The organism is Streptomyces violascens (assembly GCF_014649955.1).
In the GTDB taxonomy this organism is placed as follows: Bacteria; Actinomycetota; Actinomycetes; order Streptomycetales; family Streptomycetaceae; genus Streptomyces; species Streptomyces violascens.
The window spans coordinates 307,003-330,073 of record NZ_BMUA01000001.1 but is presented as its reverse complement, the minus strand read 5'-3'; the positions used below and the strand labels follow the sequence as shown (position 1 = coordinate 330,073).

The 23,071-nt window shown below is 70.6% G+C and carries 23 protein-coding genes; 11 read left to right on the top strand and 12 right to left on the bottom strand.

Features of this window, described 5'->3' with window-relative positions:
- Positions 1-53: 53 nt before the first annotated feature.
- A complete protein-coding gene (locus IE206_RS01585) occupies positions 54-845 on the top strand; it encodes a maleylpyruvate isomerase family mycothiol-dependent enzyme (protein ID WP_189959831.1) in 792 nt (263 codons plus the stop codon).
- A 66-nt stretch (positions 846-911) separates the two neighbouring features.
- Here the strand turns inward: IE206_RS01585 and proP are convergent, their stop codons facing one another.
- The 3 genes from proP to IE206_RS01570 all read right to left on the bottom strand — a co-directional run bounded on the left by proP (position 912) and on the right by IE206_RS01570 (position 3,810).
- Positions 912-2,363: a glycine betaine/L-proline transporter ProP gene (gene proP / locus IE206_RS01580; RefSeq protein ID WP_189959830.1), complete on the bottom strand. Its 1,452-nt coding sequence runs from the start codon at positions 2,361-2,363 to the stop codon at positions 912-914.
- A gap of 368 nt (positions 2,364-2,731) precedes the next feature.
- On the bottom strand, positions 2,732-2,905 hold the full coding sequence (locus IE206_RS01575) for a CsbD family protein (protein WP_189959829.1): 174 nt from the start codon (positions 2,903-2,905) through the stop codon (positions 2,732-2,734).
- A gap of 80 nt (positions 2,906-2,985) precedes the next feature.
- Positions 2,986-3,810 (bottom strand): helix-turn-helix domain-containing protein, encoded by an 825-nt coding sequence (locus tag IE206_RS01570; RefSeq protein WP_189959828.1) that lies wholly within the window; start codon positions 3,808-3,810, stop codon positions 2,986-2,988.
- A 133-nt stretch (positions 3,811-3,943) separates the two neighbouring features.
- On the opposite strand from IE206_RS01570, the gene IE206_RS01565 reads away from it, so the two are divergent.
- Positions 3,944-4,375, top strand: a complete 432-nt coding sequence (locus tag IE206_RS01565; RefSeq protein ID WP_226598627.1) for a hypothetical protein — start codon at positions 3,944-3,946, stop codon at positions 4,373-4,375.
- Between the two features lie 99 nt (positions 4,376-4,474).
- Positions 4,475-5,437 carry a hypothetical protein gene (locus tag IE206_RS01560; protein ID WP_189959827.1) on the top strand — a complete coding sequence of 321 codons (963 nt, stop codon included), beginning with the start codon at positions 4,475-4,477 and terminating at the stop codon, positions 5,435-5,437.
- A 134-nt stretch (positions 5,438-5,571) separates the two neighbouring features.
- Here the strand turns inward: IE206_RS01560 and IE206_RS01555 are convergent, their stop codons facing one another.
- Positions 5,572-6,261: a FadR/GntR family transcriptional regulator gene (locus IE206_RS01555; RefSeq protein ID WP_189959825.1), complete on the bottom strand. Its 690-nt coding sequence runs from the start codon at positions 6,259-6,261 to the stop codon at positions 5,572-5,574.
- 293 nt (positions 6,262-6,554) lie between these two features.
- Here IE206_RS01555 and leuA point away from each other — a divergent pair, with 293 nt between their 5' ends.
- Positions 6,555-8,246, top strand: a complete 1,692-nt coding sequence (gene leuA / locus IE206_RS01550; RefSeq protein WP_226598819.1) for a 2-isopropylmalate synthase — start codon at positions 6,555-6,557, stop codon at positions 8,244-8,246.
- 2 nt (positions 8,247-8,248) lie between these two features.
- Positions 8,249-9,061 (top strand): ABC transporter ATP-binding protein, encoded by an 813-nt coding sequence (locus IE206_RS01545; protein WP_189959821.1) that lies wholly within the window; start codon positions 8,249-8,251, stop codon positions 9,059-9,061.
- A 37-nt stretch (positions 9,062-9,098) separates the two neighbouring features.
- Here IE206_RS01545 and IE206_RS01540 read toward each other — a convergent pair whose 3' ends face one another.
- Positions 9,099-9,584, bottom strand: a complete 486-nt coding sequence (locus tag IE206_RS01540) for a macro domain-containing protein (RefSeq protein WP_189959819.1) — start codon at positions 9,582-9,584, stop codon at positions 9,099-9,101.
- A 128-nt stretch (positions 9,585-9,712) separates the two neighbouring features.
- On the opposite strand from IE206_RS01540, the gene IE206_RS01535 reads away from it, so the two are divergent.
- Complete coding sequence (locus tag IE206_RS01535) at positions 9,713-10,594, top strand: aminoglycoside phosphotransferase family protein (protein ID WP_189960722.1); 882 nt, start codon at positions 9,713-9,715, stop codon at positions 10,592-10,594.
- Positions 10,595-10,677: 83 nt separating this feature from the next.
- On the opposite strand, the gene IE206_RS01530 is transcribed toward IE206_RS01535, so the two are convergent.
- Positions 10,678-12,000 carry an aldehyde dehydrogenase family protein gene (locus IE206_RS01530; RefSeq protein WP_189959811.1) on the bottom strand — a complete coding sequence of 441 codons (1,323 nt, stop codon included), beginning with the start codon at positions 11,998-12,000 and terminating at the stop codon, positions 10,678-10,680.
- 170 nt (positions 12,001-12,170) lie between these two features.
- The gene (locus IE206_RS01525; protein ID WP_189960721.1) at positions 12,171-12,521 is read right to left on the bottom strand and encodes a PRC-barrel domain-containing protein; all 351 of its coding nucleotides are present in this window, start codon (positions 12,519-12,521) and stop codon (positions 12,171-12,173) included.
- A gap of 253 nt (positions 12,522-12,774) precedes the next feature.
- Here IE206_RS01525 and IE206_RS01520 point away from each other — a divergent pair, with 253 nt between their 5' ends.
- Positions 12,775-13,023, top strand: coding sequence for a DUF5133 domain-containing protein (locus IE206_RS01520; protein WP_189959809.1), 249 nt, complete (start codon positions 12,775-12,777; stop codon positions 13,021-13,023).
- A gap of 10 nt (positions 13,024-13,033) precedes the next feature.
- Here the strand turns inward: IE206_RS01520 and IE206_RS01515 are convergent, their stop codons facing one another.
- Positions 13,034-14,053, bottom strand: a complete 1,020-nt coding sequence (locus IE206_RS01515) for an Lrp/AsnC family transcriptional regulator (protein WP_189959807.1) — start codon at positions 14,051-14,053, stop codon at positions 13,034-13,036.
- Between the two features lie 152 nt (positions 14,054-14,205).
- Between IE206_RS01515 and IE206_RS01510 the strand changes: the two genes are divergently transcribed.
- Positions 14,206-15,783 (top strand): MFS transporter, encoded by a 1,578-nt coding sequence (locus IE206_RS01510; RefSeq protein ID WP_189959805.1) that lies wholly within the window; start codon positions 14,206-14,208, stop codon positions 15,781-15,783.
- Between the two features lie 52 nt (positions 15,784-15,835).
- Here IE206_RS01510 and IE206_RS01505 read toward each other — a convergent pair whose 3' ends face one another.
- On the bottom strand, positions 15,836-16,150 hold the full coding sequence (locus tag IE206_RS01505) for a hypothetical protein (RefSeq protein WP_189959803.1): 315 nt from the start codon (positions 16,148-16,150) through the stop codon (positions 15,836-15,838).
- 207 nt (positions 16,151-16,357) lie between these two features.
- Here IE206_RS01505 and IE206_RS01500 point away from each other — a divergent pair, with 207 nt between their 5' ends.
- Positions 16,358-16,720, top strand: a complete 363-nt coding sequence (locus IE206_RS01500) for a VOC family protein (RefSeq protein WP_189959801.1) — start codon at positions 16,358-16,360, stop codon at positions 16,718-16,720.
- Between the two features lie 196 nt (positions 16,721-16,916).
- Positions 16,917-19,310: an ATP-binding cassette domain-containing protein gene (locus IE206_RS01495; RefSeq protein ID WP_373300861.1), complete on the top strand. Its 2,394-nt coding sequence runs from the start codon at positions 16,917-16,919 to the stop codon at positions 19,308-19,310.
- 11 nt (positions 19,311-19,321) lie between these two features.
- Here IE206_RS01495 and IE206_RS01490 read toward each other — a convergent pair whose 3' ends face one another.
- The gene (locus IE206_RS01490) at positions 19,322-19,486 is read right to left on the bottom strand and encodes a DUF8839 family protein (protein WP_189959797.1); all 165 of its coding nucleotides are present in this window, start codon (positions 19,484-19,486) and stop codon (positions 19,322-19,324) included.
- A gap of 24 nt (positions 19,487-19,510) precedes the next feature.
- The gene (locus IE206_RS01485) at positions 19,511-20,530 is read right to left on the bottom strand and encodes an SDR family NAD(P)-dependent oxidoreductase (RefSeq protein ID WP_189959795.1); all 1,020 of its coding nucleotides are present in this window, start codon (positions 20,528-20,530) and stop codon (positions 19,511-19,513) included.
- A 262-nt stretch (positions 20,531-20,792) separates the two neighbouring features.
- Between IE206_RS01485 and IE206_RS01480 the strand changes: the two genes are divergently transcribed.
- Complete coding sequence (locus tag IE206_RS01480; protein ID WP_189959792.1) at positions 20,793-22,040, top strand: serine hydrolase domain-containing protein; 1,248 nt, start codon at positions 20,793-20,795, stop codon at positions 22,038-22,040.
- Positions 22,041-22,082: 42 nt separating this feature from the next.
- Here IE206_RS01480 and IE206_RS01475 read toward each other — a convergent pair whose 3' ends face one another.
- A complete protein-coding gene (locus tag IE206_RS01475) occupies positions 22,083-23,039 on the bottom strand; it encodes an SMP-30/gluconolactonase/LRE family protein (RefSeq protein ID WP_189959790.1) in 957 nt (318 codons plus the stop codon).
- Positions 23,040-23,071 lie beyond the last annotated feature (32 nt).

The window sequence follows — 23,071 nt, the reverse complement described above, 5'->3', positions numbered from 1 at the left end:
TCGCGCCGGACGGTCCAGCCCCCTGTTCCATCGAACGCCCTGGAGTGTGAGGCGTGAGTCGCTTCCGTCATGAGCAGTACTGCGCCGCGATCGTGGAGCAGACCGAGCTGTTGAGGTCCCTCATCGAGGGGGCGGACCTGACGGTGGACGTACCGTCCTGCCCCGGGTGGAACGTCGGCCAGTTGCTGCGGCATCTCGGGGGTGCCCAGCGGTGGGCCGAGGAGGTCGTGCGGACCCGCGCGGCGGGGCCCGTACCGGACGCGCACTTCCGTGACCTGTCCGCCTACACCCATGAGGACCCCGCCGTGGTCGGTCCCTGGCTCGTGGAAGGCGCCGGACGGCTGGCGCGGACGCTGCGCGAGGCCGGGCCCGACGCACCGCTGTGGACGCCGGTGCCCGACGGCACTCCCGCGTTCTACGCCCGCCGCTTCACGCACGAGACGGCCGTCCACCGCGCCGACGCCACGCTGGCCCTCGGCGCCGAGTACGCCCTCGACGAGGCGGTCGCCGCCGATGCCATGGACGAGTGGATGGAACTCGGCTCCCTGCCCTTCCACTTCGAGGTGCACCCCTGGATGCGAGAGCTGCTCGGTGAGGGCCGGACCATCCAACTCCTGGCCACGGACGCCGAGTCGGAGGGCGGACCGGCATGGCTGGTCGATCTCACCGGCGAGACCATCACCTGGCGCCGGGCACCCGAGAAAGCCGCCGTCACGGTGCGCGGCCCGCTGACCGAGCTGCTCCTCGCCGTCTACAAGCGACGCCCCGTCCCTGGGGAACGCCTCGAAGTCCTTGGCGATGCGAAGCTGCTCGACTTCTGGCTGGAGCGCGTCAGCTTCGGGTAGCCGGGTGATGGACGCCGATACGGGCCGGAGGCCTCGGTGTTGGCCCGTGGCCGAGCGGCCAAGCCCTCAGCCGCGCTGCGCCGCGATCAGTTCCGCCGCCTCCTCGTCCGTGGCCACCGAGGGCGGGGATCCCTCCAGCGGCTTGCGGGCCGTCTCCTTCATGGCGAGCGCGGCCACCAGACCGACCAGACCGGCCAGCATCGTGTAGAACGCGGGCATCAGGTCGTTGCCGGTAGCTCCGATCAAGCCCTGGACCACCAGCGGCGTCGTGCCGCCGAACAGCGATACAGAGATGTTGAACCCGATGGAGAGCGAGCCGTAACGGATCGCGGTCGGGAAGAGCGCGGGCAGCGCCGACGACATCGTGCCCAGGTAGCAGACCAGGGCGAGACCGAGGGCGAGGAGCCCGGCGAAGATCGCGGCCGTACCGCCCTGCTTGATCAGCAGGAAGCTGGGCACCGCGAGCACGATGAAGCCCAGCGAGCCGCCGATGAGGACCGGCCTGCGGCCCACCTGGTCGGAGAGCCGGCCGACGGAGTTGATGAGCGCCATCAGGACGATCATCACGACCACGATGGACATCAGCCCGCCGGTCTCGTCGAAGCCGAGCGTCGAGAGGTACGTCGGCATGTACGACAGCAGCATGTAGTCGGTGATGTTGAACGCGGCGACCAGCGCCAGGCACAGCAGCATCGCCCGCCCGTTGCCGAAGAGGATGCGCTTGAGCGGCACCTTCTCGTGCTCGGCCGCGGGCGAGCCCGCCTCCTCCAGCTTCTTGAACGCGGGTGACTCGTCGAGCTTCAGGCGCAGGTAGAGGCCGACAATCCCGAGAGGGCCCGCCACCAGGAACGGGATCCGCCAGCCCCACTGCTGCATCGCGTCGTCGCTGAGCAGCAGGGTGAGAGCGGTCACGAGCGAGGCGGCCACGGTGTAGCCGATCAGCGTGCCGAACTCCAGGAAGGAGCCCCAGAACCCGCGGCGCTTGTCCGGCGCGTACTCCGCGATGAAGGTTGCGGCCCCGCCGTACTCGCCGCCGGTCGAGAAGCCCTGCACCATGCGGCAGAGGATCAGCAGGACGGGCGCCCAGACGCCGATCGTCGCGTAGCTCGGGATCAGGCCGATGGACAGCGTCGCCGCGGCCATCATGATCATGGTGAGAGCCAGGATCTTCTTCCGGCCGACCCGGTCGCCGAGCGGCCCGAAGAACATGCCGCCGAGCGGCCTCACCAGGAACGCCGCGGCGAACGTCGCCAGTGACGCGATGACCTGCATGGTGTCTCCGGCGCCGGAGAAGAACACCTTGCCGATGATCACGGCGAGGTAGGAGTACACCCCGAAGTCGAACCACTCCATGGCGTTGCCCAGCGCCGTGGCCTTGACCGCGCGCTTGACGGCGGCCTCGTCCGTGACGGTGATGTCCGAGCGGCGCAGCACCGGATTGCGTCTGCGGTGGACCGCCCGGAACAGCGAACGGTGCCTGGCTACTGCCTCGGGCGGATGATCCTCGGTGCTCAGCACGCAGCGACTCTTTCGTTAGGCGATTTCGGCGACAGTAGGGCGCGCCCTACATGGAACTACTTCGATGCGACGCGGTTGCGCGGTGAAAGTCCCCACTCGCCGGACCTAAGTCCCGGGGCGGTCCCGGGGCTCAGGTCCCCCATCGCAGCAAAAGGGACTCCTGGAGCCGGGGTGCCGCGGGAGCGGGAGGTGGGCCGAACTCCGTGGAATTCCAGCGGAGTTCTCCCCTCTCGGCACTGGATATTTCCGGCCCTGCGGTTGCGGGCACGTATTTCCGGCCACGCACAACGCGAGTCGCGGCACGCAAAGGCGAGCGTGACGCGACACGTCCGCGCCACGCTCGCCACATTCTGCTCTCAGTCGGCGCCTCAGTCCTTCATGGCGTCCTTGGCCTTCTCCTTGGCCTGGCGGGCATCACCCTTGGCCTGGTCGATACGCCCTTCCGCGGTGCGGCGCTCATTGCCCACCATGCGCCCGAGCGCTTCCTTTGCCTTGCCCTTGGCCTGCTCGGCCTTTGCCTTGGCCTTCTCGTCGCGCGACATGGAAATACCTCCACATGCGGTCGATCGCGTAATCCGACATAGATACGCATCGCCGTTCCAGCGGATCTTAAACAGGCGGACTACGTAAAAGATGGTGGAGTCTCGGCGAGGGCCCGCAGGGCTTGGGCGGTGAAGTCGTCGAGGGGGTAGAACAGCTCGATGGCGAGTTCCGAGAGTGTCACGTCGGCCGGGGCCCCGAACGTGGCCATGGTGCCGAACAGGGACAGCTCGCCGAACGGGGTACGGACCCGCAACGGCACCTGGATCGGGCTCGGCCGCGCTTGCGGGTCCTCGGGCCCGGCCGTCTCCTCGCCCGGCAGCGCCGGGTAGCCGCTCACCTCCTCGTACAGCGTCCGGAGATCCGTGTCGCCGGTGGCGTGCACCTGGCGCTGGAGCCGTTCGAGGAAGAGCGCCCGGACCTCGCCGAGGTTGGCGAGACGTGCGGCGAGCCCGTCGGGGTGGAGAGTCAGGCGGTACACGTTCGGCCGGGGTTCCAGCAGGTGGGCCGGTATGCCGTCCATGAGGACGGCCATGGCCCGGTTGCCGGTCAGCACGTTCCAGCAGCGGTCGACAACCACGGCGGGGTACGGCTCGTGCGCGTTCAGCATCGTGTCGAGCGCGGACCTGACCGCCGCCATGTCCTCGTCGTCGAGGCTGCTCTCGCGGTAGGCGGGCGCGTAACCAGCCGCCACCAACAGGGTGTTGCGCTCACGCAAGGGGACGTCCAGGGCGGTGGAGAGGCGGAGCACCATCGTCCGGCTCGGGTGCGCGCGGCCGGTCTCCACGCAGGACAGATGCCGGGCCGATGTGTCGGCGAGGAGGGCGAGTTCGAGCTGGCTGAGCCTGCGACGGCGACGCCACTCCCGTATCAGGATCCCTATTCGAGACTGCTGCTGGACATCCATGATCGCGAGAATATCCGGGCCCGGATCAAGGCGGCCATGACCTCGGAGGTCATTGAGGTCATGGCCCCGCGATGCCACGGTCTCCTTACGACCGAGGCCGGTTCAGGCCCGGCCCCCACCCAGAGGAGCCCCTGTGAGCACTCCCGCCATGACCGCGCAGAGCCCGGCCGCCGACCGCGCGGGGCCGGACCACCTGCGTACGACCCTGCGCATCGACAGCTGGAGCACGGCGGTCTTCGGTGTCGTCATGCTGGTCGGCGGCAAGTGGCTCAGCGACCCGCTCGGGCTGCCGACCACGTGGTCCGTGCCCTTCGGGGTCGCCATGCTGGGCGGGGCCGCGGCGCTGGCCCTCGTCGTCGGCTATCCGAAGATCCCCTTCCGCCTCGCTGCGACCGTCGTTGTGGGCAACATCCTGTCCTGTGTGGCGCTCGTCCTCCTGGCGTTCACGGACGTCGTGCCGCTCACCGGCCTGGGGCGCGGGTTCATGGCGATCGGAGCGGTGGTCGTCGCGGTCTTCGCCGAGTTCGAGCTCGTGGGCCTGCGGCGTTCTTCGTCCAGCCGGTGAACCACCCCTCGTTGCTTGCCACTTCGGCCGGATCGAGCCGCTGTCGCATGCGGCCGGTCTGGCGCATGCTGGCGGTGAGGGCGGGGGAGGGGGATGGTCGTGGCGCGCGACAAGGCCCGGTCGGGGCGATCCGTACCGCCGGCCGCGCTGTTCACGGTCGGCGGCTGGGTGCTGCGCGTCGTGGGGCTCGGCTGCGCGGTCGCCGGCTTCGCCCGCTGGAAGTCCGCGTCCCGGCCCGGCCCCTATTTCGAGCCTCCCGCTTGGTGGCAGACGTACGTGCTCTTCCCGCTCCTCCTGACCGGCGGAGGCCTGCTCTTCCTGCTCGGCCAGCAGGCGGGGGTGCAGGGCCGACGCAGGCGCGCGGCCCCCGTCCGCCCCGCTGAACTGGCGGCGCGGTCGTTCGTCCTCTACCTGCGGCCTTTCGAGGACGACCGGCGCCGGGCCGGCCTGGAGGAGTCCCGCGCGCGGGGCATCGGCAGCGTCTTCTCGTTCCTGTACGTCTCCGGGCTGACCGAGGAGGAGCAGCTGACCCGGGTCCTGGCGCCGGTCGCCCCGGTCGTCGCCGTCGGCGAACCGGGCGAACGCCTCCCGCTGGCGGGGGCGCGCCGGTTCTACCTGCCGCTGGACGACTGGCAGGACACGGTGAGTCAACTCATGGGCAGGGCGCGGCTCGTCGTGCTCACGGCCGGGCTGACCGCCGGGGTCCTGTGGGAGATCGGTGAGGCCGCGCGCAAGCTGCCGCCGGAGCGCCTCGTCGTCCTCGTCCCGATGGACCCCGAAGCGTACGAGACGTTCCGGGCCCGGGCCGGCGAGACGATGCCCAGGAAGCCGGACGGAAAACCGCAGCTGGAACTCCCGGAATGGCCGGCGGATTCCACCGGCAAACGCGTCCACGAGAGGGTGTTCACGGGGGCGATCTGGTACGGGACGCAGGGCGAGCCCCATTTCGTGAGGCTCGGCCTGCCGACCAGGCGCATGGCCTCCCGAGCCGGGCTCCGTATTGCCCTCCGGGAGGGGCTTTGCCCCGTCATCGATCGCGCTCGCCCCGGTCGGCACCGGTAGCCACGCCGAGTGCCGGGCCCACGGCCGACACCTCAAATGCCGGGACGTCGCCCCCGTCCGCCGGACGTAGAGGACGCCCTTTCTGCCTGCCAACTCCTCAGTTGTGACGCGGAGTTGGCCCCGCTTCTTGTGGCTCAGGGCGCCTGGAGCTGGGTCAGTGTCCGGCGCAGTTCCTCGCGCAGGGTGCGTCCCGCCGCCTCGGGGTCGCCCTCGGCGATGGCGTCCACCAGGGCGGCATGCCCGGCCTCCGAATGGTCCGGCTCCTTGGTCCGCAGGTCGAGGAGCTCCACGAGGTCGATCAGACCCTGGCGCAGCGCGGGGACGAATTCGGCGAACAGAGCGGTGAGGACGGGGTTGTGCGCCGAGGCAACGACGGCGGCGTGCAGGGCGATGTCGGCGTCGACGAACTCCGCGTTGCTGCCGCTCAGGGCGCTGCGGCGCCCGGCAAGCGCCGATTTCATGGCGGTGAGGTCTTCTTCGGTGCGCCGCAGGGCGGCCAGTTGGGCCGCCTCGACCTCCATGACCATACGGACCTCGTAGACATCGGCCACGGCCGCCCGGCGGAGCTGGGTGGACCAGTCCTCCTTGGGTTTGGTCGCGATGACGAAGACGCCGGAGCCTTGGCGCGCCTGTACAAGCCCCGCCCCGGCCAGTGCGCGCAGGGCTTCGCGCACCGTCGAGCGTCCCACGCCGAGCAGCTGCGCCAGGGAGGTCTCGCCGGGGAGCTTCGTCCCGACGGGCCATTCCTCCCCGACGATCTGTTCGCGCAGCCGGGCGGTCGCCTGCTCGACCAAGGGAGTTGCCCGCAGAGCACCCAACGGCATCCGGGGTCACCTTCTTTCAGTTCTCAGGTTGTCTGAGGAGTTCAACTGTGGTTACTGTACCGGCATGTTGCTGCGCGAGCTTCTCCTCGGCTGCCGCTGCGGGGTCTGACACGACCGGCACCCCGCAGCGGGTGTCGGGCTGCGCCGGTCGCCATCTGGCCGACTGAAAGAAGCTCCGTTTCATGACTGCGTCTCATGGCTTCGTCCAGCACGAGGATGTCTCCCGCGCTCCGCGCCCGTCCGCCGCCGTACCGCAGGGCGCTCCCGCCTGGAATCCGCAGCGCCCGAGCGCGATGCCGCACCACCGCTACCGGCCCGCGCACGAGCGGGTCGCGCTGCCGCTGACCGACCGGACCTGGCCGTCGCGGCGGCTGAAGCAGGCCCCATTGTGGGTGCCGGTCGACCTGCGCGACGGCAACCAGGCGCTCGCCGAACCCATGGACACCGAGCGCAAGCGCCGGATGTTCGACCTCCTGGTCACCATGGGGTTCAAGGAGATCGAGGTCGGCTACCCCTCGGCGAGCCAGACCGACTTCGATTTCGTACGCCATCTGGTGACGAGCGGCGCCGTGCCCGAGGACGTGACCATCTCCGTCTTCACCCCGGCCCGCCGCGACCTGATCGACCGGACCATCGACTCCATCGAGGGGCTGCCGCGCACCTTGGTCCACCTCTACACCGCCACCGCGCCGGTGTGGCGGGATGTGGTTCTGGGGCGTTCCCGGACGGAGGTGCACCAACTCATCCTCGACGCCGGGACGCATCTGATGCGGCGGGCCGAGCAACTGAGGGGCACGGACGTCCGGTTCGAGTTCTCCCCGGAGGTCTTCAACCTCACAGAGCCGGACTTCGTCCTGGAGGTCTGCGACAGCATGACCGAGCTGTGGGAGGCGAGCCCGGACCGCCCCGTGGTGCACAATCTGCCGGCCACGGTCGAGATCGCCACGCCCAATGTGTATGCGGACCAGATCGAGTACATGCACCGCCATCTGGCCCGGCGCGACTCGGTCATCCTGTCCGTGCACCCCCACAACGACCGGGGGACCGGTGTCGCCTGCGCCGAACTCGCGGTCCTGGCCGGGGCTCAGCGCGTGGAGGGCTGCCTCTTCGGCAACGGTGAGCGGACCGGCAACGTCGACCTGGTCACGCTGGCCCTGAACCTGTACGCGCAGGGTGTGAACCCGATGATCGACTTCTCCGACATCGACGCGGTACGCGAGGTGGTCGAGCACTGCAACCGGCTGCCGGTCCACCCGCGGCACCCTTATGCCGGTGACCTCGTCCACACCGCCTTCTCCGGCACACACCAGGACGCCATTTCCAAGGGCATGGCCCACCATGCGAAGCGGGCGGCGGAGCTGGGCGTCCTGCCGGCGGAGGCACCCTGGGAGGTCCCGTACCTGCCCATCGACCCGAGTGACATCGGGCGTACGTATGAGGAAGTCATCCGCATCAACTCCCAGTCCGGCAAGGGCGGTATCGCCCACCTGCTGCACACCCACCACGGCCTGGACCTGCCCAAGGCCATGCGTCCGGACTTCTCCCGCACGGTGCAGCGGGCCACCGACGCCAGCGGCCGGGAGCTCTCCCACAAGGACCTGTGGGAACTGTTCCGCACCACCTACATCACACCCGGTGTGGACGGGCGTCTCACCCTGGCGTCCTGGGAGACGGGTGAAGTGCGCCCGGGCGAGCACGAGTTCACCTGTGTCCTGCGTACGGACGGGGAGGAGCGCACGCTGGACGGAACCGGCAACGGGCCGCTGTCGGCCTTCACCGGCGCCCTCGCGACGGCCGGGATCACGGTCGACATCCTCACCTACGCCGAGCACTCCACAGGCACCGGACCGGGCAGCCCCGCTGTCGCCTATGCCGAATGCCGGGTGGGTGACGACATCTGCTGGGGCGCGGGCTGGGACACCTCCATCCTCTCCGCGTCGGTCCACGCGGTCATGGCCGCCGTCAACCGTGCCCGGAAGGGCTGACCATGGGCGCGACTCCGGTGATCCGGGTACGGAACGTCGACATCGTCCGCGAAGGCAATCCCATTCTGCGCGACGTCTCGCTGACGGTACGGCCGGGAGAACACTGGGCGCTGCTCGGCGCCAACGGCGCGGGCAAGAGCACGCTGCTCAGCCTTCTGGGAGCGCTCGTGCACCCCACCCGGGGCACGGTCGAGGTGCTGGGGCACGCACTGGGCCGGGTCGACATGCGCCACCTGCGCACGTACATCGGCCATGTCGACCCTCGGCATGAGCTGCGCTCCCCTCTCAGGGTCCGTGACGTCGTACTGACTGGGCTGACGAATACGAGTGAGTGGGTGCCGCGCTGGACGCCCACGGCGGAGCAGGCTGCGCGGGCCGAGGAACTCATCGCCCTGCTCGGCCTCGGCGAACGCCGCGAGGCGCGATGGCCGACCCTGTCCCAGGGCGAACGAGGCCGGACGCTGATCGCCCGAGCCCTCATGCCCGGACCCCGGCTGCTCCTGCTCGACGAACCGGCGACCGGTCTCGATGTCGCCGGACGGGAGCAGCTCATCGAGCGCGTGGACGCGCTCCAACTCGCGGACCAGGAGCTGTCGTCGGTCCTGGTCACCCACCACCTGGAGGAGCTCCCGCCGGGCACGACCCACGTGCTGCTCCTGCGCGAAGGCCGTGCACTGGCCTCCGGCCCGGCGCAGGACGTTCTGACCAGCGACCGGGTGAGCGCGTGCTTCGCCCACCCGATCCACCTCACCCGCACGGACGGCCGCTGGAGCGTGCGGGCGGGGCGGACACCCCCTAGGGAGCGGGTGGGCTGACGGGGCGAGCCGAGGGGCGCGAACGGCCGCCCCTCGGCTAGCCCCGGCCCTCGTGGTCGTACACGGTCACCGGTATGTTCCGGGCGGCCAGCCGCTCCATGATCAGCGGTTCCACCCTGGACCACCTGCCGCCGGCCAGCCCGCAGCCGATCCTTGGCATGTGGACCGAGGCGCCGAGCTCAAGGGCCTTGTCGGCGACGACGCCGAGGGCCGTGTCGATGGCTTCGTACCGCACGGGCACCCCCTTGCTGCCCGTGCGCATGCCGCGCTGTCCCACCATGTTCGCCACCCACACGTATGGGGTGACCTGAACGAACTGCACTGCCCCCAGGCCGAATTCGTTGCCCGCCCGCTCGCGGTGCCAGCGCCGGTAGGCCGCCTCCGGCTCGGGCCACCGGCGCGATATCGAGACGACGAAGCCCTTGCCCCAGCCGCCGAGGTCGTTGCACACATGCGCGATCAGCTTGACGCCCTTGCCCTGGGGCGTAGTGGCGTCTCCCCGTGTGTAGATGATCCCCGTCATGCCACCACCGTACGAGGCGGCACTGACAACGAGCCGGACCGCTGCCCGGACAGGGGGCCACGGCCGCAAAACGGTTTGACCGGCGGCAGCGCCCGGCGGTGGGATGGCGACCCATGAGCGCAGAGCGGATGCACCCCGGCCAGTACCCTCTGGACGACGATCTGGTACGGGCGCTGATCGCCGGGCAGTTGCCGCAGTGGGCCGGGCTCGCGGTGGAGCGGTTTCCGTCCGGCGGGACCGTCAACGCCATGTATCGCCTGGGCGACGACATGGTCGTGCGACTGCCGCTGGTCGAGGGCGGGGCCTCGGACGTAGCGCTGGAGCGGGAGTGGCTGCCCCGTCTCGCGCCCCTGCTGCCCACCGCCATTCCCGAGGTGGTCGGCTTCGGGCGGCCCGCCGAGGGGTATCCGTGGCCGTGGTCGGTGTATCGGTGGCTGGGCGGGACGAACCCCGAGGCCGGAGCGCTCGCAGAGCCCTCGCTCCTTGCCGAGGATCTCGCCGGGTTCGTGACCGCGATGCGGAGCATCGACCTGCCGGGAGCCCCAACTGCGCATCGCGGAGGCACAGTCGGCTTGCTCGACACCGAGACCCGCGCCGCGATCGAGCACCTGCGTGCCCTCCCTCAGGAGGGCATCGACTGCGATGCCGTGACCGCCGTGTGGGAGGACGCCCTGCGGGCCCCGGACTGGGACGGACCGCCGGTGTGGCTGCACGCCGATCTCATGCCGGGCAATCTCCTGGTGGACGCGGGCAGACTCACCGCGGTGATCGACTTCGGGTGCCTGGGGACGGGCGACCCGGCCTGCGATCTGTTCCCCGCCTGGAACCTGCTCCCGGCCGATGCGAGGCAGGTCTTCCGCGAGGCGGTCGATGTCGATGACGCGACCTGGAACCGCGGCCGGGCGCGAACGCTCTCCCAGGCGCTGATCGCGCTGCCCTACTACCGCACGACGAACCCGGCGATGGCCCACAACGCCCGCCATGTGATCCGCGCTGTGATGGGTGGGTAACTGGCAGGCTCTGTACGGGAGTTGATGGCAGGCGGCTGTGCCCCGGGCGGTCGCCGACCTGCCCGGGACACAGCACGGCCGGCTCAGGCGAGCGGCTTCTCCAGTACGGACTTGCGGTGGCTGAACGTCTCGATCGAGTAGCGGCCGTGGTAGCTGCCCATGCCGCTCTCGCCGACCCCGCCGAACGGCAGGTCGGAGACGGTCAGATGGGCGAGCGGCAGGCCGAACCCGAGGCCTCCCGACGAGGTCTCGGCGGCCAGGCGTTCGCGCGTGGTGTCCGAGTCGGTGAAGGCGTACAGGGCCAGCGGCTTGTCGCGGTCGTTGATGAACTCGATGGCCTCGTCGAGGCCCGGCACGGTGACGACCGGCAGGATCGGGCCGAAGATCTCCTCCTGCATGACCGGGGACTTGGGATCGACGTCGGCCAGGACGGTGGGCGCGATGTATTTGGTGGCCCGGTCGGTGGCGCCGCCGGTCACGGCACGGCCCGAGCCGAGCAGCGAGCTGAGCCGGTCGAAGTGCCGCTCGTTGACGATCCGGCCGTACTCCTTCGAGCTCTGCGGATCGGTGCCGAAGAGTGCCTCGACGGCGCGGGCGAACAGGGGCTCCAGGGCGCGCGCGGTCTCCGGATCGGTCAGGACGTAGTCGGGCGCGACACAGGTCTGGCCGGCGTTGAGGAACTTGCCCCGGGCCAGCCGGTCGGCGACGACGGACAGGTCGGCGCCGCGGTCGACGAACGCCGGGGACTTGCCGCCCAGTTCGAGAGTGACCGGGGTGAGGTGTTCGGCGGCGGCCCGCATCACGATGCGTCCGACCACGCCGTTGCCGGTGTAGAAGATGTGGTCGAAGCGCTCGGCGAGCAGCGCGGTGGTCTCGGGTACGGCGCCTTCGACGACGGCGACCGCGGAGGTGTCGAGGTACTGCGGCAGCAGACGGGCGATGGCCGCGGAGGCGGCGGGGGCCAGCTCGCTGGGCTTGACGACGACCGCGTTGCCGGAGGCCAGCGCGCCGAGCATCGGCGTCAGGAGGAGCTGGACCGGATAGTTCCAGGGGGCGATGACGAGGACCACGCCCAGCGGGTCGTACTGCGTCCGGGCCGTCGCGTCCGCGCCGAGATGCGCCGGAACCGGGGCGGACTCCGGCCGCAGCCACTCGGCGAGGTGCTCCAGGGTGTGGTCGATCTCGCGAAGGGTGAAGTCGATCTCGGTCCGGAAGGCTTCGGTCGGGCTCTTGCCCAGGTCGGCGTGGAGGGCTTCCGCGAGCTCGGCACCGTGGGCCGTGAGCATCTCGCGGAGCCGGCGCAGCTGGGTGGTGCGCCACTCGACGGGCTTGGTGCGGCCGGAGCGGAAGGTGGCGCGCAGCCGGGCGACGGTCTCGGCGGGCTGTTCGGGGGTGTGGTCGTTCACGGTGCCTCGCTGATCAGTGACCTGGCCGCCGGGAGGGCGGTGAGGTCGGGCCGATGGGTTCGATGCATATGGCAACCATTGAGGTTCGCCAATAAATTCCGGATCGATGAACATCGGCGGAAATTACTTTGCGTGACTGTGCGGGTACGGGGCAGTGGCTCGCGTCGAGGCTACATGTGGGGTTGGCCGTAGTACCGCGCGAACTGCTCCAGGTAGGAGGGCTCACCGGCGTGCTTGGCCGCGTCGTACTCGGGGGCGCGTTTGATCTGGTCCTTGGTGCGGTTCACGTGGACCGTCCGGTTGGTGGCGTCGATGCGCTCGATGGTCCCGACGGGCAGGAGTACGTGTTTGCCGAAGATCCACCCTCCGGTATCGACCACGAGGTGCGCGACGTCGGTCGCCTCGGAGTGCTTGTCGATCTTCCCGATGTGTCCGTCGGTGGCCTCCACCCGGTAGCCGACGAGGTCAACTCCCGCCCGGTATCCGGCAGTTGGCTGAAACTTCCAGATTTCGTCGCTCACCATCGTGCCTCTCCGGTGCGGGTGGTCGGGCCGTTGCCGATTGCCGTGAACGTACGTCGGTGGCGCGCGTGCTGCACCTCGGCCCACTTCCCGCACGGTTACTCGGTGTGACGCTCCGGGGTGCGAAACATGCGGATGTGGGGTCACGATGGGAGGCGCTCCAGGGCCGGCCGTCCGACGGTGACACCGGCGCCCGGAGGGGCGTCGACGCCGCCACACCTTCCTCGTCCTTCGTCCGATCCCGGAGCACATGATGCTGTCGCCCCATTGGTACGTCGTCCATGAACTCCTGGCTCTCCTGCGCAGCCGGGAACGCAGGGCCGCCCAGTCGCCGTGGGACGCCCGCGCACTCCAGGCGCGGGACGACGCGGCGTACACCCTGTGCGTCCTGATGGGGGAGCGGACCAGGGCCGCCGCCGTGGAAGCGGCCGAGCGCTACCTCGCCCGCAGCCGCGGCGTGGTGCTGCCGAACGTCGCTCTGGCGCCGGACCGGGCTCTCTGACGCGGGCGGGTCATGCCCTCGTCGGGAGATAGGGTCCGGGGCCCTTCAGGGTGCGGTGGATGGGGACGGTCGCCGTGTGGCGCAGACCCGGCAGGGCGGCCACCGACTCGGTGAGGTAGCGGTAGAAGAGCTGTGCCGTCGCGACATCGATGCTGGCGTACAGATTGGCCGTGCCGGTCACGGCGGCGGCGAAGGACACCTCCGGGTGCGCGGCGAGCGCCTCGCCCGCCTCCGCCAGCCGCGACGGGTCGACCTCCAGCCACAGGGCCGCCCGGAAGTTCCGCTGCAGAACGTCCGGGTGGTACTCGACGTCGAAGTAGAGGACCCCGGCCGCTCTGAGTTCCGCGATGCGGCGGCGCACCGTCGAGGGGGACAGGCCGGTCGCGGCGGCCAGTTCACCGGGCGCCGCCCGGCCGTCCCGCGCCAGCAGATCGAGCAGCTGCCGGTCGCCGGCGTCCAGCGTCACCCAGGGCGTGTCGGCCGTGGCCTGCTCCGGGGCGCCGGAAGGCGTGAGCTGCGCGACCTGCGCGGCCGTCAGGGGTCCGCTCTTGTTGATGGTGCTGAGGTCCTGACCGAAGAAGACGTGCAACAGGCAGTGCGCCGAGACATCCACCACCTGAGGTGTGCGCGGCAGCTTCTGCAGAAGCGGTGACTCCTCCATCCCGGGACCGCGCGTCCGCACCGAGCAGGAGATCTCGGTGCCGCCCGAGCTGAGGTTGACCCACGTCGTGTCCGTGCGCCGTGCCATCGCCTCGCCGATCGAAGCCGCCGCATCGGGTGTGCACCGTACGCGCACGACCCAGGGTGAGTCGCCGAGCCGCTGCGGGTCGGTCAGGCCCAGAACCCGGAGCTTGCCCGCGGAGCGCAGTCGGGACCAGCGGCGGGCGGCCGTCTGGTCGGACACCCCGAGAGCATCGGCGATCTCCCGGAACGAGGCCCGGCCATTGATCTGAAGGGCGTGCGCGAGCGCCAGGTCCTCCTCCGACAATGCGCGATCCGCACGGCTCAGAGTGTCGAGATACGTCTTCATGGAACCCATGATGTCGGATCCGCGCACATCACCGTCCCTGGCTCATGGGAATCGCCTGCGGTGTCCAAGACTCGTTCACAGGGGCCACGCCGCCGTCGCGGCCGCCTTTCCGGCCCCCCGAAACATGCTCGATCCGATCGGAGAAACCTGACATGCGCAAGTGGTGGCCCCTGACGGCGGTCTGCCTTGGCGCCTTCATCCTGCTGGTGGACGTGACCATCGTGAACGTGGCACTGCCCAGCATGGCTGACGACCTCGGCGCCTCATTCACCTCGCTGCAATGGGTGATCGACGGATACGCCCTGGCCCTCGCCGCCCTGCTCCTGGCCTCCGGCTCCCTGGCGGACCGATTCGGCCACCGGCGGTCCTATGTCTACGGCCTGGCACTCTTCGCCGCGGCCTCCCTGGTGTGCGGCCTCGCGCCGAGCGTGGACGTGCTGATCGCCGCCCGCGTGGTGCAGGGCATCGGCGGCGCCGCCATGTTCGCCACGGCCCCCGCCCTCCTGCTCACCTCGTACCAGGGCAGGGACCGGGGCACGGCCTTCGGGGTGTGGGGCGCGGCCAACGGCGCCGCCGCCGCGGCGGGCCCGCTGCTCGGCGGTCTGCTCACCGAGCACATCAGCTGGCCGACGATCTTCTGGGTCAACCTGCCCGTCGCGGCCGTCGCCATCGCCATGACCCTGCGCGTGGTCCGGCCCGACCGGCCTCGTGCGGCAGCCGCGAAGACCCGTATCGACATCCCCGGTGCGACGGCCTTCACCGTCGCCGCCGGCAGCCTCACCTATGGACTCATCCGTGGCGGGGAGGCGGGCTGGACCGCGGCCGAGACCCTGGCGACGTTCGCCGTCACCGCACTGGCGCTCGTCGCGTTCGTGGTGATCGAGCACCGTACGGCCCGACGCGGCGGCGCGCCGATGCTGGATCTGGCACTGCTGCGCCGCCCGTCGTTCGCGGGTCTGATGAGCGGTGCGCTGCTGCTCCAGGGCAGCGCGTTCGGCTGTCTGGTCCTGGTCTCGCTGTGGCTGCAGTCCGTACTGGGGCTCAGCCCGGTCGCGGCGGGTCTTGCCCTGACCCCGCTGGCCGCGGCGTCCTTCGTCGTCGCCGTCTTCGCCGGGCGGCACATCCAGCGCCTTGCCCCGCGTGTGCCGATCGGCGCGGGTCTGCTGCTTGTCGCGGCGGGCATGCTGGTGCTGCGGGCCGGGATGACCGCGGACGCGGGGCGGGCCTCGCTTCTGTGGGGCCTCGTGGTCACCGGGGTAGGCGTGGGTCTGGCCACGCCGGTGCTCGTCTCGGCCGCGACCTCGACCGTGCCGCCCCAGCGGGCGGGCATGGCGGGCGGTGCGGTCAACACGTTCCGCCAGCTGGGCATGACCCTGGCCATCGCCGTCCTCGGCGCGGTCTTCACCAGCCGTGCGGCCACCCTGCTCGATGCCTCCGGCACCATGCCGGACGCCGACAAGGGGGCGGGCGCGCTGGCCGCGGGCCAGGCACAGCACCTCGTCGACGCGGCGCCCGCCGCGCACCACGACGCGGCGCGGCACCTCGTGCACCAGGCCTTCGCAAGCGGCCTCGACCGGGTGTTCCTGCTGTCGGCGATCGCGGCGGCCTTCGGCGGGCTGATCGTCCTGGCCCTCGTACGACCGCCGAGCCGAACGACCACCGGTGTGACCGCCCCCGCGGCGGCGTCGGCGCCCCGCCCCCGACAGGACTCGGTGTCGACGGGGGTGTGAACGGTCCCGATCCCGGCCCTGTCGTTCCCTGTCGTTCAACAAGCCCTGCCCATCAGGGAGTTCGTGGTCCGACGAACACGATGACGGAGGCGACCTGCTCCCGCTTCGGGTGGGTGTCCGCGCCACCGAGACCGTAATGGGTCTCCACGCGTTCGACCACGAGTGGATGGCCGGTGCGCCACAGGGTGACGGTCTGCCCGACGGCGGGGATGGGCAACGGGCCCTCGAACATGCCGAGTTCGACCGCCTCGGCGCTGTCCGTCGTATGGACGAACGTCATGATCTGACGGGTGCGCGCGAAGTCCTGCTCGAAGTCGACCTTGTCGCGGGCGGCGAGGGTGGAGGTGATGGCGTCGGGAAGGCTCATGAGGTCATCATTGCGCGTCGCCCGCCCGCGCAGGGTCCTGAAGCCCCCGGCCGATCTCGGCCGGGGGCTTCAGGACGCCCGCGCACAGCCGTCGCGAGGGTGCGACCGAACCGGTCAGGAATGGAGAAGCGCGGCCACCGGGCCGCAATTAGCGTGGTCGTCATGAGGCACACCGGGGCGGTGTGACCCACGAATTCAGGAGCGATCATGACCACCACCGGCTCTTCCACCCAGGGCGTCAAGACCGTGCTGCACCCCGTCACCGACCTGGCGGCGGCCAAGGCCGTGTACACCGCTCTGCTCGGCGTGGCGCCGCAGAGCGACGAGCCCTACTACGTCGGCTACGAGGCCGAGGGCCAGCAGATCGGGCTTGTCCCGGGCGGCGCGGAGCAGGGCATGACCGGGCCGGTCGCCTACTGGCACGTGGCCGACATCGAGGCCAAGCTCGCCGAGGTGACCGCCGCGGGCGCCAAGGTGAAGGACTCCCCGCGCGACGTGGGCGGCGGCCGCCTGGTGGCCACCTTCACCGACCCCGACGGCAATGTCCTCGGGGTGCTCCAGGACCGATGAGCGCGGACCGCACGCCGGCCGCGGCGGCATCGCCGCCCCGGCCGGTCCCGCGGATCACGTCGGACCATTGCCGCGGCCGCGGCAACGAAGTAGAACCGTACGTACCGCCCGCCGCCGCTCGCAGCGCCGGGCGGGCCGAGTCGGGCGACACCGGCGGGGACCGCGCAGGCGGCCCGTCCCACAGATGGAGAACACGATAAGCATGGCCAAGAGGACGGACCCGCAGTCGCCCGCGCCGCACGCTGCCGACAGCCACGACCTGATCCGTGTGCACGGCGCTCGCGAGAACAACCTCAAGGACGTCAGCATCCAGATCCCGAAGCGCCGCCTCACGGTGTTCACCGGCGTCTCCGGATCGGGCAAGAGCTCGCTGGTGTTCAACACGATCGCCGCCGAATCGCAGCGGCTGATCAACGAGACGTACAGCGCCTTCGTGCAGGGCTTCATGCCGAGCCTGGCACGGCCCGAGGTCGACGTCCTTGACGGCCTGACCACCGTGATCACCGTCGACCAGCAGCGGATGGGCGCCGACCCGCGCTCCACGGTCGGCACCGCCACCGACGCCAACGCGATGCTGCGCATCCTCTTCAGCCGGCTCGGCAAGCCGCACATCGGCCCGCCCAGCGCGTACTCCTTCAACACCGCGTCGGTGAGGGCGAGCGGTGCGATCACCGTCGAGCGCGGCAACAAGACCAAGGCGCAGAAGGCGACCTTCAGCCGCACCGGCGGCATGTGCACCCGCTGCGAGGGCCGGGGCGCGGTCTCCGACATCGACCTCACCCAGCTGTACGACGACTCGAAGTCGCTCGCCGAGGGCGCGTTCACCATCCCCGGCTGGAAGTCGGACAGCCAGTGGACCGTGCAGGTCTACGCCCAGTCCGGCTTCGTCGACCCGGACAAGCCGATCCGCGAGTACACCAAGAAGGAACTGCGGGACTTCCTGTACGGGGAGCCGGTCAAGGTGAAGGTCAACGGGGTGAACCTCACCTACGAAGGCCTCATCCCCAAGATCCAGAAGTCGTTCCTGGCCAAGGACAAGGAGGCGCTGCAGCCGCACATCCGGGCCTTCGTGGAGCGCGCCGTCACCTTCACCACCTGCCCCGAGTGCGACGGCACCCGGCTCAGCGAGGGCGCCAGGTCGTCGAAGATCAAGCGGATCAGCATCGCGGACGCCTGCGCGATGGAGATCCGCGACCTGGCGGAGTGGGTACGCGGCCTCAAGGAGCCTTCGGTCGCGCCGCTGCTCACCGCACTCCAGCAGACCCTCGACTCGTTCGTCGAGATCGGCCTCGGCTACCTCGCGCTCGACCGGCCCGCGGGCACCCTGTCCGGCGGTGAGGCGCAGCGCGTCAAGATGATCCGCCACCTCGGGTCCTCGCTCACCGATGTCACCTACGTCTTCGACGAGCCGACCGCGGGCCTGCACCCGCACGACATCCAGCGGATGAACGAGCTGCTGCTCCGGCTGCGGGACAAGGGCAACACGGTGCTGGTCGTGGAGCACAAGCCCGAGATGATCGCCATCGCCGACCATGTCGTGGACCTCGGGCCCGGCGCCGGCGCGGCGGGCGGCGCGGTCTGCTTCGAGGGCACCGTGGAGGCGTTGCGAGCGGGCGACACGATCACCGGGCGGCACCTGGACGACCGCACCACCGTCAAGGAGACGGTGCGCGAGTCCAGCCACGCGCTGAAGATCCGCGGCGCGACGGCGAACAACCTGCGCGACGTCGACATCGACATTCCCCTCGGTGTGCTGACGGTCGTCACCGGTGTCGCCGGCTCCGGCAAGAGCTCGCTCGTGCACGGTTCGATCCCGGCCGGCGAAGGTGTGATCTCGGTCGACCAGAGCCCGATCAAGGGCTCGCGGCGCAGCAACCCGGCGACGTACACCGGGCTGCTCGACCCGATCCGCAAGGCGTTCGCCAAGGCCAACGGCGTGAAGCCGGCGCTGTTCAGCGCCAACTCCGAGGGCGCCTGCCCCACCTGCAACGGTGCCGGAGTCATCTACACCGACCTCGGCATGATGGCGGGCACCGCCACCACCTGCGAGGACTGCGAGGGCAAGCGGTTCGACGCCTCCGTGCTCGACTACCACCTCGGCGGCCGCGACATCAGCGAGGTCCTCGCGATGTCGGTGACCGAGGCCGAGGAGTTCTTCGGCGCGGGCGAGGCACACACCCCGGCCGCGCACCGGATTCTCGATCGCCTCGTGGACGTCGGGCTCGGCTACCTCACCATCGGCCAGCCACTGACCACCCTGTCCGGCGGCGAGCGGCAGCGGCTCAAGCTGGCGACCCACATGGGCGACAAGGGCGGTGTCTACGTCCTGGACGAGCCGACGACCGGACTGCACCTCGCCGACGTCGAGCAACTCCTCGGCCTGCTCGACCGGTTGGTGGACTCCGGCAAGTCCGTGATCGTCGTCGAGCACCACCAGGCGGTCATGGCCCATGCCGACTGGATCATCGACCTCGGCCCCGGCGCCGGCCACGACGGAGGCCGGATCGTCTTCGAAGGCACCCCGGCCGATCTGATCGCCGACCGCTCGACGCTTACGGGGCAGCATCTGGCGGCGTATGTGGGTGGGTGAGCCGAAGCCGGTTACGCCGCTTCGTCCTGGTGGTGCTCGACCACCAGGAAGGTGTCACTGTCGAGGTCCATCACGACCGTGGCCGCGCGGCCGTGCCTCCTGAGCTGAGCCGCATACTCCTCGGCCGGCCATGAGCCGCGCGGGCCACCGGCAGGAAAACGCCCAAGCACCGACATCGCAGCAACCTCCCCTTCGCACCCTCAGCTGTAGGGTGCGCCTGCCCCCGAATCGTCGGAGCATGCCCCCTGTGTTCCCGATGCTTCCCGTGCGACGAGGCCGAGGCGCGGGTCGACGTCCGCCAACTCGCAACTGACGTCCCACAGTTGGGCTGCCACGGCCGTGTCGGCGAGGTGGGTCCACAGTCGCTCGCACCGCGGTGTGCCGCGCAGGGCGAAGACTCGCGGCCCCCACAGTTGGCCGCCGGCAACCTGCGGATCGAGTACGGCCCTCACCGCGGGCCACGCCCCGGCGTGCTTGCCCTGGAGGACGAGGCCGGCGGGCAGCCCGCGCAGCCGCTCGCCCGCAGTTCGCACATGTACGGGTGGCCGCGAGGGGGTGAGTGAGTCCAGGGCGCCGCCGGGGTGGACCACCACACTGGTCACCGGACTGCCGGACGCACGCAGACGGCGGTCGAGTTCGAGGCCGAAGTGCATCTGGGCCAGCTTCGACCGTCCGTAGGTGCGCTTGGCCTGGTAGTCCTGAGTGGATTGCAGGTCGTCCAGGTCGAGCCGTTCGGACTTCGCCGCGAAGCTGCCCACCGTCACGATGCGGGCGGCCGCCGCGGCCGACAGCAGGGGTGCGAGCCATCGGGTCAGCGCGAGGTGCCCGAGGTGGTTGGTGGCGAACATCAGCTCGTGGCCGTCCCGGGTCTCGCGGCGCGGCGGATCGTCGAGCGCCACCCCCGCGTTGTGGACCACCGCGTCGAGGCGGTCCACCTCCAGTGTTTCCACGGAGGATCGCAGAGACGTCAACTCGGCCAGATCCAGGCGTATGTGGCGGATCCGCGCACCAGGAACGCGGGACCGGATCGAGTCCGCGGCGGCCTCGGCCTTGGCCGGGTTCCGGCTGCCCAGCACGACGGTGGCACCGGTTCCGGCGAGCTGCTCCGCCACGAAATATCCGATGCCGGCGTTTCCCCCTGTCACCAGGAAGTTCTTGCCCTCCGCGCGCGGCGGTCGGCGCACGTCCCATGGCCGGGACGGGGGTGCAGTGGGCCGCATGGACGCTCCTTGAGCCTGGGTGGTCGGCTGCGGGGGTGCTTCCCCTCAGCCGCAGGCCCCCAGTCTCACGTTCCCGGCCGACATCTCACCGACAGCTCGCCTATACGCGGCGACGCCCGGGGAGCGCCGAAACGCCGAACAGCCCGCGCTCGCAGGGGAGAAACCCGGCATACCTATACGATCTCGGCCGCACAGGGTGTCGCGTCCGGGCCCCTGCACGAGCCGCCGCGATGCAGCGGTATGCGGAAGGAACGCTCCAGTGATGAGAACAGGGCTCGCCCGTTCGGTGACCACACTCGCGGCCGCTGTCGCCCTGGTGGCCGGGAGCGCGTCCGGCGCGTCCGGAGAGCAGACGCGGACCGAGCCGGACATGACCGGGGTGCGTGCCGCGCTGCTCCGCGTGACCGAGGCAGGGGCGCCGGGTGCGTTCGCCGTGATCCGGGATCATCGCGCCCCAGGGGTCGACCGATCCCTGTCCGTCGGCGACGCCGACTTGGCCGGCACCCCGATGAGTGGCGACGCGCGCTTCCGGGTCGGCAGCAACACCAAGATGTTCACCGCGGTCATCGTGATGCGCCTCGCCGAACAGGGCCGCATCGACCTCGACAAGCCGCTGCGCGACTACCTGCCGGCCGGGACGCTGCCGGAGAACTGGCCGATCACCGCACGCCAGGTCCTGGAACACCGCGCCGGAGTGTACGACCACATCAACGATCTCCTTGAGCGCAGCGGCGAGGAAACCACCGCCGCCTTCGAGCAGCGCATCCGCAACACCGTGTACGAGCCCCAGGATCTTGTGGCCCTCTCGGTGAAGCACGGGTTGCAGTACACGCCGGGGACGGCCTACGCGTACTCGAACACCGGCTTCGTCCTGCTGGCGCTGGCCGCCGAACACCTCACCGGGCGCCCCTACGCCGAGTTGCTGCGCCGGCAGATCTTCGAGCCGCTCGGGCTGCGCGCGACGTCCTTCACCGTGCCCGGGAAGAGCATCGCGGGGCGTCACATCACGGGCTACCTGACCCACGACGACCGCCGCGCGCCGCTCCTCGACGCGACCGAGCAGACCGCGTCCTGGATCTGGAGCGCGGGTGGGATCGTCTCCTCCTCCCTCGACCTCGACCGCTTCCTGACCGCTCTGCTCGCCGGGAGCGCCGGAGGGCTTGTCTCGGACGACTCGCTGCGGCAGATGACCACGGTGCTGCCCACGGGCACGCCGACGATCGCCTACGGGCTCGGAATCCGGCAGATCTCCCTGTCCTGCGGCACGGTGCTGGGCCACGGCGGCATCGTCCAGGGCTACCAGTCGCAGGCGTTCTCCATGCCGGGCGGCCGGCGCACGGTCGTCGTCTTCGCCAACGCCTCCAACAACGGTGCCGTGACGGAGGGGTTGATGGGCGCCCTTGAGCCCGCGTTCTGCGGCAAGCCGCCGGCCGCCGCCCCGCGTCACACACGCGTCGGCGATCCGGGCGAGGCCCACGCGATCCCGGCCGTCGAGGACGCGCGGATCTGAGGGAGGGCGCGCGTATCCGAGACGCGCGTCCTCCCGGTCCGTCTAGCGGGCCCCCGGCTCGGCTCCCGCCGGGACCTCGTAGATCTTTCCGTCGACGCCGGCCCGGTAGAGCTTGCCCGCGGAGAACCCGCGGTCGCCGTGTCCGTAGGTGATCTGGGTGGACAGGTACAGGCCCGACTGCACGGAGCACAGCGTTCCCTGTTCGGCCCGCCAGATCTGGCCGGCCGCGTGGGTGGCGATCAGGGGGCGGCCCCGGCTGTCGAGGGTGAGGCCGTCGGGGAGGCCGAGGGCGTCGGACAGGCCGGCGGGGATCCAGCGTTCGGGGTGCGCCGGGTCGTCGGCGGGGATGCGATACAGCGCCGGGGCCGGGGTCGTCTGGATGACGTACACCTCGTTGCCCCGGGGGGAGACGGCGATGCCGTTCGGCATCAGGACGTGGGCCCACGCCGGGTCGACCCGGCCGTCGGGGGTGACGCGGCCGATGTTCCGGCCGCCCACGGTGGTGGTGTAGACGGTGCCGTCGGGTGCGAGGGCGACTCCGTCGATGCCGCCGAGTCCTGAGGCGTATGTGCTGACCTTGCCGGAGTCCGGGTCCACCAGGAGGAGCTTGGAGACCGGGAAGAGGTCGCCGGTGAGCGAATGGCCGAGGTCATTCCCGGTGCCGACGAGGAGTCGGCCGTCGTCGCGGACGACGATGCCGCCGTTGGCACCGATGTTGCCGGTGAGGGCCACGGGGGTGCTGCCCGGAGCGTCGATGCGGTAGACGCGGCCCGTGAAGTAGGCGGTGGCGAACATGCGGCCCCGCTGGTCGACGATGATCGACTCGGCCCAGTCGGGCACGTGCGCGACCTGGACCGGTGGCGCGGCCGCGGTGGCCTCGCACGCGGGCGCCGCATGGGCGGGGGCCGGGGACAGCAGAGCCGCGGCTGCGGCCAGCGCGACCGCAAGCAGGGCGCGCGGGCCTCGTATCGCGGTGCGGGGCATGGTCGTCGACCTCATCAAGTCCCTTTCCTGCACGGGCTGTTGGGCAA